This is a genomic window from Streptomyces sp. NBC_01320 (genome assembly GCF_035974375.1).
GTDB classification, from domain to species: Bacteria; Actinomycetota; Actinomycetes; order Streptomycetales; family Streptomycetaceae; genus Streptomyces; species Streptomyces yanii.
The window spans coordinates 7,674,768-7,688,455 of sequence record NZ_CP108390.1; the positions used below are offsets into that span (position 1 = coordinate 7,674,768).

Annotated in this window: 10 protein-coding genes; 7 read left to right on the forward strand and 3 right to left on the reverse strand. The window is 71.8% G+C overall.

Annotated elements, in window-relative coordinates; genetic code table 11:
• Positions 1-63: 63 nt before the first annotated feature.
• The gene (locus OG395_RS34815) at positions 64-1,713 is read right to left on the reverse strand and encodes a M4 family metallopeptidase (protein WP_327246462.1); all 1,650 of its coding nucleotides are present in this window, start codon (positions 1,711-1,713) and stop codon (positions 64-66) included.
• 209 nt (positions 1,714-1,922) lie between these two features.
• Between OG395_RS34815 and cutA the strand changes: the two genes are divergently transcribed.
• Together cutA and OG395_RS34825 are read left to right on the forward strand one after the other, a co-directional pair.
• Positions 1,923-2,261, forward strand: a complete 339-nt coding sequence (cutA, locus tag OG395_RS34820) for a divalent-cation tolerance protein CutA (protein WP_327246463.1) — start codon at positions 1,923-1,925, stop codon at positions 2,259-2,261.
• 2 nt (positions 2,262-2,263) lie between these two features.
• The gene (locus OG395_RS34825) at positions 2,264-2,731 is read left to right on the forward strand and encodes a gamma-glutamylcyclotransferase family protein (protein WP_327249551.1); all 468 of its coding nucleotides are present in this window, start codon (positions 2,264-2,266) and stop codon (positions 2,729-2,731) included.
• On the opposite strand, the gene OG395_RS34830 is transcribed toward OG395_RS34825, so the two are convergent.
• Positions 2,691-4,781 carry a molybdopterin oxidoreductase family protein gene (locus tag OG395_RS34830; protein ID WP_327246464.1) on the reverse strand — a complete coding sequence of 697 codons (2,091 nt, stop codon included), beginning with the start codon at positions 4,779-4,781 and terminating at the stop codon, positions 2,691-2,693. The genes OG395_RS34825 and OG395_RS34830 overlap by 41 nt on opposite strands.
• Positions 4,782-5,073: 292 nt before the next feature.
• Complete coding sequence (locus tag OG395_RS34835; protein ID WP_327246465.1) at positions 5,074-5,778, reverse strand: SanA/YdcF family protein; 705 nt, start codon at positions 5,776-5,778, stop codon at positions 5,074-5,076.
• 534 nt (positions 5,779-6,312) lie between these two features.
• Here OG395_RS34835 and OG395_RS34840 point away from each other — a divergent pair.
• The 5 genes from OG395_RS34840 to dnaG all read left to right on the forward strand — a co-directional run bounded on the left by OG395_RS34840 (position 6,313) and on the right by dnaG (position 13,590).
• Positions 6,313-7,125, forward strand: a complete 813-nt coding sequence (locus OG395_RS34840) for an HAD family hydrolase (protein ID WP_327249552.1) — start codon at positions 6,313-6,315, stop codon at positions 7,123-7,125.
• A gap of 66 nt (positions 7,126-7,191) precedes the next feature.
• Positions 7,192-8,133 carry a sirohydrochlorin chelatase gene (locus OG395_RS34845; RefSeq protein ID WP_327246466.1) on the forward strand — a complete coding sequence of 314 codons (942 nt, stop codon included), beginning with the start codon at positions 7,192-7,194 and terminating at the stop codon, positions 8,131-8,133.
• A 36-nt stretch (positions 8,134-8,169) separates the two neighbouring features.
• Complete coding sequence (locus OG395_RS34850) at positions 8,170-9,495, forward strand: deoxyguanosinetriphosphate triphosphohydrolase (RefSeq protein ID WP_327246467.1); 1,326 nt, start codon at positions 8,170-8,172, stop codon at positions 9,493-9,495.
• A gap of 816 nt (positions 9,496-10,311) precedes the next feature.
• Positions 10,312-11,571, forward strand: a complete 1,260-nt coding sequence (locus tag OG395_RS34855) for an NAD(P)/FAD-dependent oxidoreductase (protein ID WP_327246468.1) — start codon at positions 10,312-10,314, stop codon at positions 11,569-11,571.
• A gap of 114 nt (positions 11,572-11,685) precedes the next feature.
• The gene (gene dnaG / locus OG395_RS34860) at positions 11,686-13,590 is read left to right on the forward strand and encodes a DNA primase (RefSeq protein WP_327246469.1); all 1,905 of its coding nucleotides are present in this window, start codon (positions 11,686-11,688) and stop codon (positions 13,588-13,590) included.
• Positions 13,591-13,688: the final 98 nt, after the last annotated feature.

Genomic DNA, 13,688 nt, shown 5'->3' on the forward strand with positions numbered 1-13,688 from the left:
CGGGACCTGCTCCCTGTCGGAGCCTGTCGGGTGACCTCCGATCGAAGGTCACCCGACAGGCTCTCAGCCGACCGAGACCGCGGACCAGGTCGCGGCCACCGCGTTCTGTTCCGCGCTGCCCGCCCCGTACAGGTCCTTCGCTGCGTTGAGCGTCGCCGTGCGGGCGGAGGCGTAGTTGGTCGAGGACGTCATGTAGACCGTCAGCGCCCGGTACCAGATCTTGCCGAGCTTGTCCTTGCCGATGCCGCTCAGCGTCGCCCCGTTGCACGTGGTGCCGTTGTGCTGCACGCCGCCGATCGTCTTCGGGCCGCTGCCCTCGGCCAGCAGATACGCGAAGTGGTTGGCCACACCGGACGAGTAGTGCACATCCAGATTGCCGACCGAGGAGCTCCAGCAGTCCGCCGAGTTGCCGTCCCTGGAGGGCTGGTCCATGAACCGCAGGGCGGCCTTCCCGAAGCCGGGCTTCACGATTTTCTCCCCGATCAGGTAGTCGCCCGGGTCCTGCGCGTTGTTCGCGTGGAACTCGACCAGCGTGCCGAAGATGTCGGAGGTCGCCTCGTTGAGTCCGCCCGGCTCACCGGAGTAGGTGAGGTTCGCGGTCTTGGACGTCACGCCGTGCGACATCTCGTGCCCGGCCACGTCCAGCGCGACCAGCGGCCCGAAGGTGGAGCCGTCGCCGTCGCCGTACGTCATGCAGAAGCAACTGTCGTCCCAGAAGGCGTTGTTGTAGTTGTTCCCGTAGTGGACGCGGTTGTACGAGCCCTTGCCGTCACCGGCGATGCCGTTCCGGCCGTGCACGTTCTTGTAGTAGTCCCAGGTCGTGTCCGTGCCGTACTGGGCATCGACCGCCGCGGACGCGCGGTCGGAGGTGGCGCCGTTGCCCCAGTGGTTGTCGGCATCGGTGAACAGAACCGCAGGGGCCCGGCTCCAGCAGATGGAGAAGATGCAGCCGTCGGTCTTGTTCTGCGCGTCGCCGGTGTACGTGTTGCCGCGCGTCGCGTCCTTGAGCTGGTATGTCGACCCGGACTGGGTCGTCTCCAGCGGGACCGTACCGCCGTAGAGGGACCGGCCGTCGCCGCCGGCCGTTTCCAGGCTGTCCCAGGCGTCGATCTGCCGGCCCGTGCGCGCATCGGTGAGCACGACGCGGGCGACGGGGTTGCCCAGCGAGTCCTTGCCCGCGGCCTCGGTGCGCCAGGCCAGCCTGGGTGCGCCGTGCAGGGCGTCCACGACGAGCTGCGGTCTGGCGGCGACCTTGCGGAGCTTCTGGCCGCGGTGGGCGGAGCGCAGGGCGGCCGCACCCAGGTCCGCGGCCATCGGCGCGGAGAGGGACGGAGCCACGGTCGGCACCGAGAGATCCCCGCGCACGGCCCGGTCGGCGCCCCGGTACGCACCGTCGGGCGCCAGATGGACGATGAAGTCGCCGCCAAGTACGGGGAGTTGGCGGTAGGTGCGGTCGTAGCGCACATGATGACTGCCGTCGTTGTCGATGACCACATCGCGCACCGCGGTGTCCTGGGCGCCGGTGAGGCCCAGGGTGGTGGCGTGCCCGGCGATCGCGGCCTCGGCGTGACGGACGGCCGTGGCGCGGCTGGGGGACGGGTGGCCGGCCGCGGCGGCGCCGGTGGTCGCGGTGAGGGCGGAGGCCAGCAGGGTGGCGGCGGCCGCGGCTGTGCCGAGCGGGGTGAGGCGCGATGCATGCCGAATCGATCTCATCGGACTCCTCGGAGTGCGTGGGGGCGGAGGGCGATCTGAGCGGCGGTTCTGAGTTCGCATCAGATTTAAGGGTTCATGACATGTCATGTCCATACCGCAACGGCGAGGGAGGAGGACACGGCACCGAACCGCCCCGACAATCGACGAGAAGGACACGCCGCAGGCACAAGAGCCGAAGAGCAAGAGCAGAAGAGCTGAGGAGACCGACGGTGACATCGCCGGCATGGCTGACCGTACTGACCACCACGGACAGCGAGGAGAAGGCCCACGCCCTCGCCCAGGGCGCGGTGGAGGCGCGGCTCGCCGCGTGCGCGCAGATCTCCGCGCCTGTCACCTCCGTCTACCGGTGGCAGAACGCCATCGAGACCACCGAGGAGTGGCAGGTGCTGTTCAAGACGACGGCCGAGCGCTACGACGAACTGGAGGAGCACCTCCGCGCGGCGCACGACTACGAGACCCCGGAGATCATCGCCATGCCGGTGGTACGCGGAAGCGCCGGCTACCTCGCCTGGGTGTCGTCGGAGACAGCTCCGATCACGGCCCTGTGACCATGCCGCGGACCGCCCCCGAACTGCCTTTCTTCGTCTATGGAACGCTGCTCCCCGGCGAACCCAACCACGATCTGTTCCTCCGCGGCCGGGCGATCGCGGAACAGCCCGCGCTGCTGCCGGGCGCCCTTCTCTACGACGGCCCCGGCTACCCGTACGCGATCGAGGGCCACGGCACCGTGCGCGGCACGATGGTGACCGCCGCGCCCGCGAGCTACGCCGAGCTGCTCGTGCAGCTCGACCGGCTGGAGGAGTACGTCGGTCCCGGACACCCGGGCAATCTGTACGAGAGGGTCGCCCGAGAAGTCCGCCTCCCGGCCGGGAAGCCGCCCGGCACCGGAACCGCCCGCGCCTGGGTCTACTTCGCCGCCGCTCCCGTCGCCCGCTCCCTCCGCTCCAACGGCACCCTCATCCCCGGAGGCAGCTGGCTCACCCGTCGGCAGCCTCCACCCGCACCGCGCACACCTTGAACTCCGGTATCCGCGACACCGGGTCCAGTGCCGGGTTCGTCAGCGTGTTGGCCCGGCCCTCACCCGCCCAGTGGAACGGCATGAAGACGGTGTCCTGCCGGATGGCCCCGGTGATCCGCGCGGGTGCCACCGCCCGCCCGCGCCGTGAGGTCACCGCCACCGGATCGCCCTCGGCCACCCCGATCCGCTCGGCGAGCCGCGGATGAAGCTCCACGAACGGACCGGGTGCGGCGGCGTTGAGCTCATCGACCCGCCGGGTCTGAGCGCCCGACTGGTACTGGGCCACCACCCGCCCGGTCGTCAGCACCACCGGATACTCCCGGTCCGTCTCCTCGGCGGCCGGACGGTGCGTCACGGGAACGAACCGGGCCCGCCCGTCGTCCGTGGCGAACCGGTCCAGGAAGAGCCGCGGCGTACCGGCGTGCTCCTCGTCCGGGCACGGCCAGAACACCCCGTCCTCCGCCGCGATCCTGGCGTACGTGATCCCCGCGTAGTCGGCGGGCCCGCCCGCAGAGGCGCGCCGCAGCTCGTCGAAGACCTCCTCGGGATCGGCGGGGAACCCCTTGCCGTGCCCGAGGAGCGCGGCCAGCCCGTTCAGCACCTCCAGATCGGTGCGTACGCCCTCCGGCGCGGTGACCGCCCGCTGCCGCAGCAGCACCCGTCCCTCCAGATTGGTCGTCGTCCCCGTCTCCTCCGCCCACTGCGTCACCGGCAGCACCACATCGGCCATGGCCGCCGTCTCCGACAGCACCACATCCGCGACCGCGAGGAAGTCCAGCGAGCGCAGCCGCCCCTCCACATGCGCGGCGTGCGGCGCGGACACCACTGGGTTGGACCCCACCACCAGCAGCGCCCGCACGCCCGTCCCCAGCGCGTCGAGGAGCTCGTACGCGCTCCGTCCCGGCCCCGGCAGCGAGTCGGGATCCACCCCCCACACCTGCGCGACATGGCGGCGCGCCGCCATGTCGGTGAGCTTGCGGTAGCCGGGCAACTGGTCGGCCTTCTGGCCGTGTTCGCGCCCTCCCTGACCGTTGCCCTGCCCGGTCAGGCAGCCGTATCCGGACAGCGGTCGGCCCGCACGGCCGGTGGCCAGGCAGAGATTGATCCAGGCTCCGACCGTGTCCGTGCCCTTGGACTGCTGCTCGGGACCGCGCGCGGTCAGCACCATCGCGTTCTCCGTGGCGCAGAACATCTCCACCGCCTCCCGCAGCTGCGGAACCGGCACCCCGGTCAGCCGCTCCACCAGCTCCGGCCAGTGAGCCATCGAACCTGCCCTGGCCTCGTCCCAGCCGCTGGTGCGCTCCCGTACGAACTCCTCGTCCACCCGCCCCTGCGCCACGATCAGATGCAGCATCCCGAGCGCGAGCGCCAGATCCGTGCCGGGCCGGGGCGCCAGGTGGAGGTCGGCCTGCTCGGCGGTCCTGGTCCGGCGCGGATCGATGACGATCAACCGGCCGCCGTTCTGCCGCAGTTCGGTCAGATAGCGCAGCGCCGGCGGCATCGTTTCGGCGAGGTTCGACCCGACGAGGATCACGCATCCCGTGCGCGCGATGTCCTCGAGGGGGAACGGCAGTCCGCGGTCGAGGCCGAAGGCCCGCTGGTGCGCGGCGGCCGCCGACGACATGCAGAACCGCCCGTTGTAGTCGATCTGAGAGGTCGACAGGACGACCCGGGCGAACTTCCCGAGCGCGTAAGCCTTCTCGTTGGTGAGACCGCCGCCGCCGAAGACCCCCACGGCATCGGGCCCGTGCGCCGCGCGGGCGCGGACGAGCTGGTCGGCGATCCGGGCCAGCGCCTCGTCCCACCCGGCGGGTTCCAGTTCGCCACTGGCCGGATTGCGTACGAGCGGTCCGGTCAGCCGGACCCGTGAGGAGAGCACGGCGGGCGCTGTTCGGCCCTTGCCGCACAGCGCACCGCGGTTGACGGGGAAGTCAGGACGCTCCAGGACCTCGGCCACCGCACCGCCGGCGACCGGCCGCAGATTCATCCCGCACTGCAGTGAGCAGTACGGGCAGTGGGTGGCGGTGGGAGCAGTCTCGGTGCGGGCCATGGGCCCAGCGTGCGAGCCGGGTGTTACGGAGGCGCCCGCCGCCGGTTACGCCGGCGGAACGTGCACCTCAGCCCGTCTCCACCGGGACCGTGAGGTCGGCCGGCTTGGAGTGCCCGGCAGTAGGCTTCGCGGGGCCGGGGCACGCACCTCGCGGCGTTGTCGTCGATCACCAACTCCCCCGTAGCCCTGAAGGGGCATGGGGGACCCGCTTCGCGTCGGCTCGATCCTCCGCCTTGCGATGCACGCACCCCAGCCCCGCTCCTTCACCCGCGCTGCCTACTGCCGGGCACTCTTACTTCTCAGGGGGTGTCCGGGCCGTCAGCGCCTCCCCGACCCCGGGCTCCTCCGGCCCCAGGAAGTGCGGGTCCGGCTTGAACATCGCGTCCAACGCCGCCTTCCCCGCCGCGAACACCTCTCGCGTCCCGCCGTAGTACCAGGTCACATCGTGCTTGGCGTCGACCCCGACGCCGTACGCATCGATCCCCGCGGCCCGGCACAGCGCGATCGCCCGCCGGATATGGAACCCCTGGCTCACCAGCACGGCCCGGTCGACACCGAAGATCTTCTTGGCCCGCACGCAGGAGTCCCAGGTGTCGAACCCGGCGAAGTCGCTGACGATCCGCTTGTCCGGCACCCCGAGCGCGACGAGAAACGTCCGCATGGCATCCGGCTCGTCGTACTCCTTCCGGCTGTTGTCCCCGGTGACGAGCACGACCTTCACCTTGCCGTCCCGGTACAGTTCGGCGGCGGCCCGCAGCCGGTTCGCGAGATACGGCGACGGCTTCCCGTCCCACAGTCCCGCCCCGAACACCACGGCAACCGGCTGCGCGGGGGCGTCCGCGGTCGTCCGGACACGGGCGTCGGCCACGGAGTACATCCACGTGACGGGTGCCAGCCCCAGCACACAGGCGATCATGACCCCTTGCAGGGCCCGGCGCTGCCCACGCCGCGTGCGCGGCCACAGCCGCCCCAGCCATTGCGGCCGCTTCCCTCGCATCGGAGCCCCCTGTCGGTGTCGGTGCGTTACCTGGTCGGACGAGTATCAGGGCACAGGGGTTCTCCACCCCGCGGACTTCTTCGCCGACGAGCCGTCGACGCGCTCCTGGTGAACCGCTGACGACCCGTCGACGCGTCGGGCATCATGGCGGCCATGAACCTCCCGAGCGCCCGCAGGCCCTCCGACGACTGGGTGACCATCGCCGCGTACGAGAACGTGAAGGGCCGCCCGTACCCGGCGGCCGCCGTCCGCGCCTGACTGCGTGAGAGGGGCATCGACTGGATGCCGTTCCCGCTGGACGACATGCAGTGGAGCCTGGCCTGCGGCCCGGGACCCGACGGGCACTGGCACGGCCGGATCACCGTCCGCATCCGCGCAACAGCTCTCGTCCCGCTCGGCCTTCACCCGGATCAACCCTGGTCACAGCCCAACTCGCCCTCGCCGCCGCGCTGGTGGCATGCGGCGGCGGAGCGTGCCGCACGCCCGCCACGCCCGGATCCAGCCCAGTAGCATCGTCCGATGCTGCTTCCCCGGATGATCGCCTCCGACCTCGACGGCACTCTCCTGCGGGGCGACGGGACTCTCTCACCCCGCACCCTCCGCGCCCTGCGCACGGCCGAGAGCGCCGGTGCGGAGGTCGTCCTCGTCACCGCCAGACCGCCCAGGTTCGTCGACCGGCTCGCCGCCGCGACCGGGCTGGCGGGGACGGCGGTATGCAGCAACGGCGCGCTCGTCTACGACATCGGGACGCGTACGGTCGTCTCCTCCCGCGCACTGTCCGTCGCCGTCGCCCGGCGCGTGGCCACGGCGGTCGCCGCCGCCGTGCCGGAGGTGGGATTCGCCCTGGAGACCGGCAACCAGGTGCTGTACGAACCGGCGTACCGGCTGCGGCTCTCCGAGGACATCGACGCCGAACTGCCCGTACCGTCACTCGCCGACCTGTGGCTCACCGACGTGCCCGTCACCAAACTCCTCGCCTGGTCCGCCCGGCTCGACGCGGACACCCTGCTGGCCGCCGCCCGCGAAGGGGCGGGCGCGGCGGGCCGTGAGGTGCAGTTCACCCACTCAGGCGGACGCGGACTCCTGGAGATCAGCGCGTCCGGAGTCACCAAGGCGGGCACCCTCGCCGAGCTCTGCGCCGGGCGCGGGATCGACGCCACGGAGGTCATCGCCTTCGGTGACATGCCCAACGACCTGACCGTCCTCGACTGGGCGGGCATCGGCTACGCCATGGGCAACGCCCACCCGGCCGTGCTCGCCGCCGTACCCGCGCACACGGTGTCCAACGAGGAGGACGGGGTCGCGCACGTCCTGGAGGGCCTCTTCGGGCCGCCGGGCGCTCCGTGAGCCCGCGGCAAAGACCCGTCACCCCTGCGCAACGACCCGGCAACCTCCGTCCTGCACCATCGGTCCATGACGGAGTCGGCATCGGCACAACCCCGTGAGTCCCTGCCTCTCGACAGCACAGCGCAACTGTTGACCCGCATCACCGCCCAGCTCGGCACCCAGCTCAGCCATGTCTCCCTGAACGGAACGCGCAGGCCACCCATGCACCGCACCATCCGGCCCGCACCGGGCACCGCCACCGCCCCCGTCCTTGTCGCCGTCGCCCACGGCAGCCGGGACCCGCAGGCGCTGCGCACGGTCGTGAAGCTGCTGGACCGGGTACGGGAACTGCGTCCCGGCCTGGACGTCAGGCTCGGGCACATCGAGCTGAACGAACCGCTCCTGCCGTCGACCCTCACCGGCCTGGGGTCCGGCGACGCCGTACTCGTACCGCTGCTGCTCGGCCGCGGCCACCACGTCAAGCACGACATACCGGCAGCGGCCGCCGCCGCACCCGCCCTGCGGACCACGATCGCCGCGCCGCTCGGCCCGCACCCCCTGCTCGTCGAGGCCCTCTACGGAAGGCTCCTGGAAGCGGGCTGGCCGACCGAGGAGGCCGCGAGCGGCAGCTCCGCCGTGGTCCTCGCCGCCGCCGGTTCGCGCGACCCCGACTCGGCCGCCGACACCCGCCGCACCGCCAGGATGCTCAGCGAGCGGCTCGGCGGTGTGCCCGTCGTCCCCGCGTACGCCTCCGCCGCCGACCCCACGGTCTCCGCCGCGACGCGCGCCCTCGCCGCCCGTGGCCGGCACCGGATCGCCGTCGCCTCGTACTTCACCGCGCCCGGACGTTTCGCTACAGCTGCCGCTGCTGCAACCCCCGGGATCGCTGCGGCTCCGCTCGGCGCGCACCCCGCGGTGGCGCGGCTGATCCTGCACCGGTACGACCGGGCGCTGGCCGACCAGGCACGTTCCGGCGCACGTGAGGCGCATGAATCCGCGGTGAACGGCGCTCTCCTGGCGTCCGCCTGAGTCGTCTTGCCGGTCCGGCCGATTACTGTCGGAACCATGGACGGTACGCAGGGCACACAGGACCACGGCACCGCGCCCTACGGTGCTGCCGACGCCGAGCGCTGGGACACCGAGCCCGACAAACGGCCCGGTCGCACCGCCTTCCAGCGGGACCGCGCCCGCGTGCTGCACTCCGCCGCGCTGCGCAGACTCGCCGGGAAGACCCAGGTCGTCACGCCCGGCACCCGCAGCCTCGCCTGGGACGCCAGCCCCCGGACCAGACTCACCCACTCCCTGGAGTGTGCCCAGGTCGGCCGGGAGCTCGGAGCCGCACTCGGCTGTGACCCCGACCTGGTCGAGACGGCGTGCCTGGCGCACGACATGGGGCACCCGCCGTTCGGGCACAACGGCGAGCAGGCGCTCAACGACTTCGCCTCGGACTGCGGGGGCTTCGAGGGCAACGCCCAGTCGCTGCGGCTGCTGACCCGCCTCGAACCGAAGCGGTTCGTGCGCGATGTGCGGACCGGTGGGCTGGTCAGTGTCGGGCTCAACCTGACCCGGGCCGCGCTCGACGCCGCCACCAAGTACCCGTGGCCGCGCGGCGCCCACCCCACCGACCCCGGTTCGCCGAAATTCGGGGTCTACGAGGACGACCTGCCGGTCTTCCGCTGGGCCCGCCAGGGTGCCCCGGGGCACCGCAAGTGCTTCGAGGCCCAGGTGATGGACTGGTCCGACGACGTCGCGTACTCGGTGCACGACTTCGAGGACGGGCTGCACGCCGGTCACATCGACCCCAACTGCCTTTTCGCCGAGCCGGAGCGCCGCGAGATCTGGGACGTCGCGATCGGACGGTACGTCCCGGCCGACACCGACCCGCAGGAGCTGGCCGACGCCCTCGACCGGCTCATGGCCCAGGAGTGGTGGCCGCACAGCTACGACGGATCGGCCGTCGCCCAGGCCCGCCTGAAGGATGCGACGAGCCAGCTGATCGGCAGATTCTGCCTCGCGGCCGAGACCGCCACCCGGCAGGCGTACGGCCACGGCCGCCTCGGACGGTACACCGCCGAACTCGTCGTCCCCCGCGAGGCGCGCAGCGAATGCGCGGTCCTGAAGGCGGTGGCCGACCGCTATGTGATGCAGCGCGCCGAACAGGAGGCGATCCGCGCCGACCAGCGGATCATCATCGCCGAACTGGCGGCGGCGCTGACCGCGCGCGCCCCGGAGGGCCTGGAACCGCAGTTCCGCGCGCTGTACGAGCACGCGCCCGACGACCGCGCGCGCAAGCGGGTCCTGGTCGACCAGATCGCCGCCCTCACCGATGCGTCGGCCCGCTCCCTGAACGCCTCGCTCACCTCGCGGGGGCGGTGGTCGCGGGAGGGGTGAGAGCCCGCCCTGCCCTCCCTGTGCCGGGAGCACGCCCGCCCTGCTGCCGCGCGCCCCGCTGCCGTGCGTACGCCCCCGGCATCACCCCGTCCATCAGCGCGTCGCCCAGGAGCATCCGACGGTGGACGACGGTCGGGCCGCCCCGCTCCCAGGTGATCAGCCCCGCCTCCCGCAGCACCGTCGCGTGGCGGCTCGCCGTCGACAGGGCCGGTCAGGCGCAGCACCGAGCCGAGCCGGGTCGTGGTCAGCGGACGCTCCAGCACCTCCGGCGCGGCCGCCCGGAGGTGGCCGATCAGCTGCGACACCGCGGGCGGGTCCGTTCCGGGCACCTTGCCTCGTGGTCGAGGGCCCGTCAGCAGGCCGGCGTCCGCGGGAGTCCGTGGCGGGCGGTGGTCACGCGTGTCCCACGGGGGCAGGCGGAGCCATCCGTGGGGGCGTCCCCACCGGCACGCACCCGGGGGCGCCGCGCATGCGGCTCCCTCCGGCATGTCCTGCGGGAGTGGGGCGCGGCGATGACGCACAGCAATGCCGCAGGTGATGTGCTGGGGGCACATACCGCACTGCGCAGGGGAGCCGGGCCGCCGTGAAACCAGCTGTCTCACAGCACACCCCATGCCACCGGCCCACTCCGGCGCCGTATCCAGGTGTCGCCGGCTCCGTCCGGGGGGCCCCGCTCTGCGTGGTGCCGGCCCCGGTCGGCAGACTGGCCTGTGGCCACTGGGTGTGACCTGATCGGGGTACACCCTCTTTCGCCATCACGCTGCGTGCGGGACGCTCGCAGTTGGCGCCGCGCAGCAAGCACCGAGGAGGCATCAAGTGGTCGACGCACATCGCACGTTCGTCATCGTCGGCGGAGGACTGGCAGGAGCGAAGGCGGCAGAGACACTCCGGGCGGAGGGGTTCAGCGGCCGGGTGATCCTGGTCGGCGATGAGCGTGACCATCCGTACGAACGGCCTCCCCTCTCCAAGGGCTATCTGGCCGGCAAGGAGGCACGCGAGAGCGTATTCGTCCACGAGACGGCCTGGTACGCGGGCGCCGATGTGGAGCTGCATCTCGGCACGCCCGTCACCGCCCTCGACCGCGACGCCCGCTCCGTGGAGCTGGGAGACGGCACGGTCATCCACTACGACAAGCTGCTGCTCGCCACCGGCGCCGAACCGCGCCGCCTCGACATTCCCGGTACGGACCTGGCAGGCGTCCACCACCTGCGCCGCCTCGCTCACGCCGACCGGCTGAAGAACGTGCTGTCCGCGCTCGGCCGCGACAACGGCCATCTGGTGATCGCCGGAGCAGGCTGGATCGGCCTGGAGGTCGCGGCGGCGGCCCGCGGATACGGCGCGGAGGTCACCATCGTCGAACCCGAGGCGACCCCGCTGCTCCGGGTCATCGGCCCGGAACTCGGCCAGATCTTCACCGAGCTCCACAGCGACCACGGCGTCCGCTTCCACTTCGGCCGCAAGCTCACCGAGATCATCGGCCAGGACGGGATGGTCCTCGCCGCCCGTACCGACGACGGCGAGGAACACCCCGCCCACGACGTGCTCGCCGCGATCGGCGCCGCCCCGCGCGCCGCCCTCGCCGAGGCCGCCGGTCTCGACATCGCGGCCCGCAGCGACGGCGGCGGCATCGCCGTCGACGCCTCGCTGCGCACCTCCGACCCGCACATCTACGCGGCCGGGGACGTCGCCAATGCGCAGCACCCGCTGCTCGGCACCCGGCTGCGCGTGGAGCACTGGGCGAACGCGCTGAACAGCGGCCCGGCCGCGGCCCGCGCCATGCTCGGCCAGGACGTCAGCTACGACCGGGTGCCGTATTTCTTCTCCGACCAGTACGACCTGGGGCTCGAATACTCGGGCTGGGCGCCGCCGGGCTCGTACGACCAGGTCGTGATCCGCGGGGACGCGGGCAAGCGGGAGTTCATCGCGTTCTGGCTGAAGGACCGCAGGGTGCTGGCCGGGATGAACGTCAATGTGTGGGATGTCACCGAGACCGTGCAGGAGTTGATCAAGGCCGGCCGGCCGGTCGACCCGGACGCGCTCGCGGACCCGTCGGTACCGCTGGAGTCCCTGGTCTGAGCCCTCTGCGGAAGCTTTTGTTCCGCGCCGGGCGGGTGTGATCACGATCCCGCCCGGCGCCCGCGACACCGACCACGGACCCGCCCTGTCCGAGCCCGCACGTAGACTTCACCCGTGGCAGGCAGGATCAATGACGACGATGTGAAGGCGGTCCGGGACGCGGTCCCGATCGACGCCGTCGTTTCCGAGTACCTGCAGCTGAGGAACGCGGGCGGAGGCAACCTCAAGGGGCTCTGCCCGTTCCACGACGAGAAGTCCCCCTCCTTCCAGGTCAGCCCGAGCAAGGGTCTCTTCCACTGCTTCGGCTGCCAGGAGGGCGGCGACACGATCGCCTTCGTGATGAAGATCGACCATCTCTCCTTCTCCGAGACGGTCGAGCGCCTCGCCGCCAAGGCGGGCATCACCCTGCGGTACGAGGAGGGCGGTTACAACCCCTCCCACCAGCGTGGCGAGCGCATCCGGCTGGTCGAGGCGCACAAGATCGCCGCCCAGTTCTACGTCGAGCAGCTGGACAGTCCCGAGGCGGAGATCGGCCGGAAGTTCCTCGCCGAGCGCGGCTTCGACCAGGCGGCCGCCGCCCACTTCGGCGTCGGCTACAGCCCGGCCGGCTGGGACCACCTCACCCGCTACCTCCGCGGCAAGGGGTTCAGCGACCGGGAGCTGATCACCTCCGGCCTTTCCCAGGACGGCCGCCGCGGTCCCATCGACCGCTTCCGCGGCCGGCTGATGTGGCCGATCAGCGACACGTCGGGCGAGGTCGTCGGCTTCGGCGCCCGCAAGCTCCGCGACGACGACAACGGCCCCAAGTACCTCAACACCCCCGAGACCACGATCTACAAGAAGTCGCAGGTGCTGTACGGGATCGACCTCGCGAAGAAGGACATCGCGAAGTCCAGCCGGGCCGTCGTCGTCGAGGGCTACACCGACGTCATGGCCTGCCACCTCGCAGGGATCACCACCGCCATCGCCACCTGCGGCACGGCGTTCGGCGGCGACCACATCAAGATCCTCCGCCGGCTCCTGATGGACAACGGAAGCGCCCGCGTGATCTTCACGTTCGACGGTGACGCGGCCGGTCAGAAGGCCGCCCTGCGCGCCTTCGAGGACGACCAGAAGTTCGCCGCGGAGACGTACATCGCGATCGCCCCGGACAACATGGACCCGTGCGATCTGCGCCTCGTCAAGGGCGACGAAGCCGTCCGCGACCTGGTCGAACCCCGCACCCCGCTCTTCGAGTTCGCGCTCCGCCAGATCGTCGGGCGGTACGACCTGGAGACCCCGGCGGGCCGCGGCGCCGCGCTCGACGAGGCCGCACCCGTCGTCGCCCGGATCAAGAACAGCTCCTCCCAGCACGAGGTCGCCGTCCAGCTGGCCGGGATGCTCGGCATTCTCGACACCCAGTTCGTCGTCAAGCGCGTCGCCCAGCTCGCCCGCTGGGCCCGCGACCGCGGCGACCGGGGTCCCGCACCCGCGCCCTCCCGCGGCGGCCCCCCGCACCAGCAGGTCCAGGCCCCCGCAGGCCCCTCCGGCCCCGCGCTCAACCTCCGCAGCCCCGCCCACCGCACCGAGCGGGAACTCCTCAAGCTCGCCCTGCAGAAGCCCGCCCTGGTCTCTCCGGCCTTCGACGCCTACGGGATCGACGAGTTCACCGCCCCGCCGTACGCCGCGGTGCGCCAGTGCATCGCGGAGGCGGGCGGCGCCGAACAGGGCCTCGCCGACAACCGTGAGTATCTGGTCGGCGTCCTCGACGCCGCCCCCAACGACACCGTGCGCAAGCTGGTCACCGAGCTCGCCGTCGAGGTCTTCCACGGCAAGTCCATCGACGAGGCCTACGCGGGCGAGCATCTGGTCAAGGTCCGGCTGCGCGCCGTGGACCGCCGGATCAACGACGTCCAGGGCAGCCTCACCCGCCTGGGCAGCAATGTCGCCCCGGATCACCTGGCGGCCGCGCAGAACGAGGTCTGGGTGCTGCAGCAGTACGCCCAGTCCCTGCGCAATCTCGGCGCCGACGCACTCTGACCGACCCCCGAGGGTTCCCTCCGGTAACCGACCGGTTACGGAACGGACTCAGAAAGTCCGCGCACGCCCCTCGTGGCGGCGATGTGTCTTCCCCCACA

What these genes read in the sequence shown, in the direction of transcription:
- OG395_RS34845 (WP_327246466.1), top strand. Translation starts at nt 7,192, where the DNA reads ATGACGGAGTCGGCATCGGCACAACCCCGTGAGTCCCTGCCTCTCGAC.
- OG395_RS34825 (WP_327249551.1), top strand. Translation starts at nt 2,264, where the DNA reads ATGCCGCGGACCGCCCCCGAACTGCCTTTCTTCGTCTATGGAACGCTG.
- OG395_RS34830 (WP_327246464.1), bottom strand. Translation starts at nt 4,781, where the DNA reads ATGGCCCGCACCGAGACTGCTCCCACCGCCACCCACTGCCCGTACTGC.
- OG395_RS34850 (WP_327246467.1), top strand. Translation starts at nt 8,170, where the DNA reads ATGGACGGTACGCAGGGCACACAGGACCACGGCACCGCGCCCTACGGT.
- OG395_RS34835 (WP_327246465.1), bottom strand. Translation starts at nt 5,778, where the DNA reads ATGCGAGGGAAGCGGCCGCAATGGCTGGGGCGGCTGTGGCCGCGCACG.
- OG395_RS34815 (WP_327246462.1), bottom strand. Translation starts at nt 1,713, where the DNA reads ATGAGATCGATTCGGCATGCATCGCGCCTCACCCCGCTCGGCACAGCC.
- OG395_RS34840 (WP_327249552.1), top strand. Translation starts at nt 6,313, where the DNA reads ATGATCGCCTCCGACCTCGACGGCACTCTCCTGCGGGGCGACGGGACT.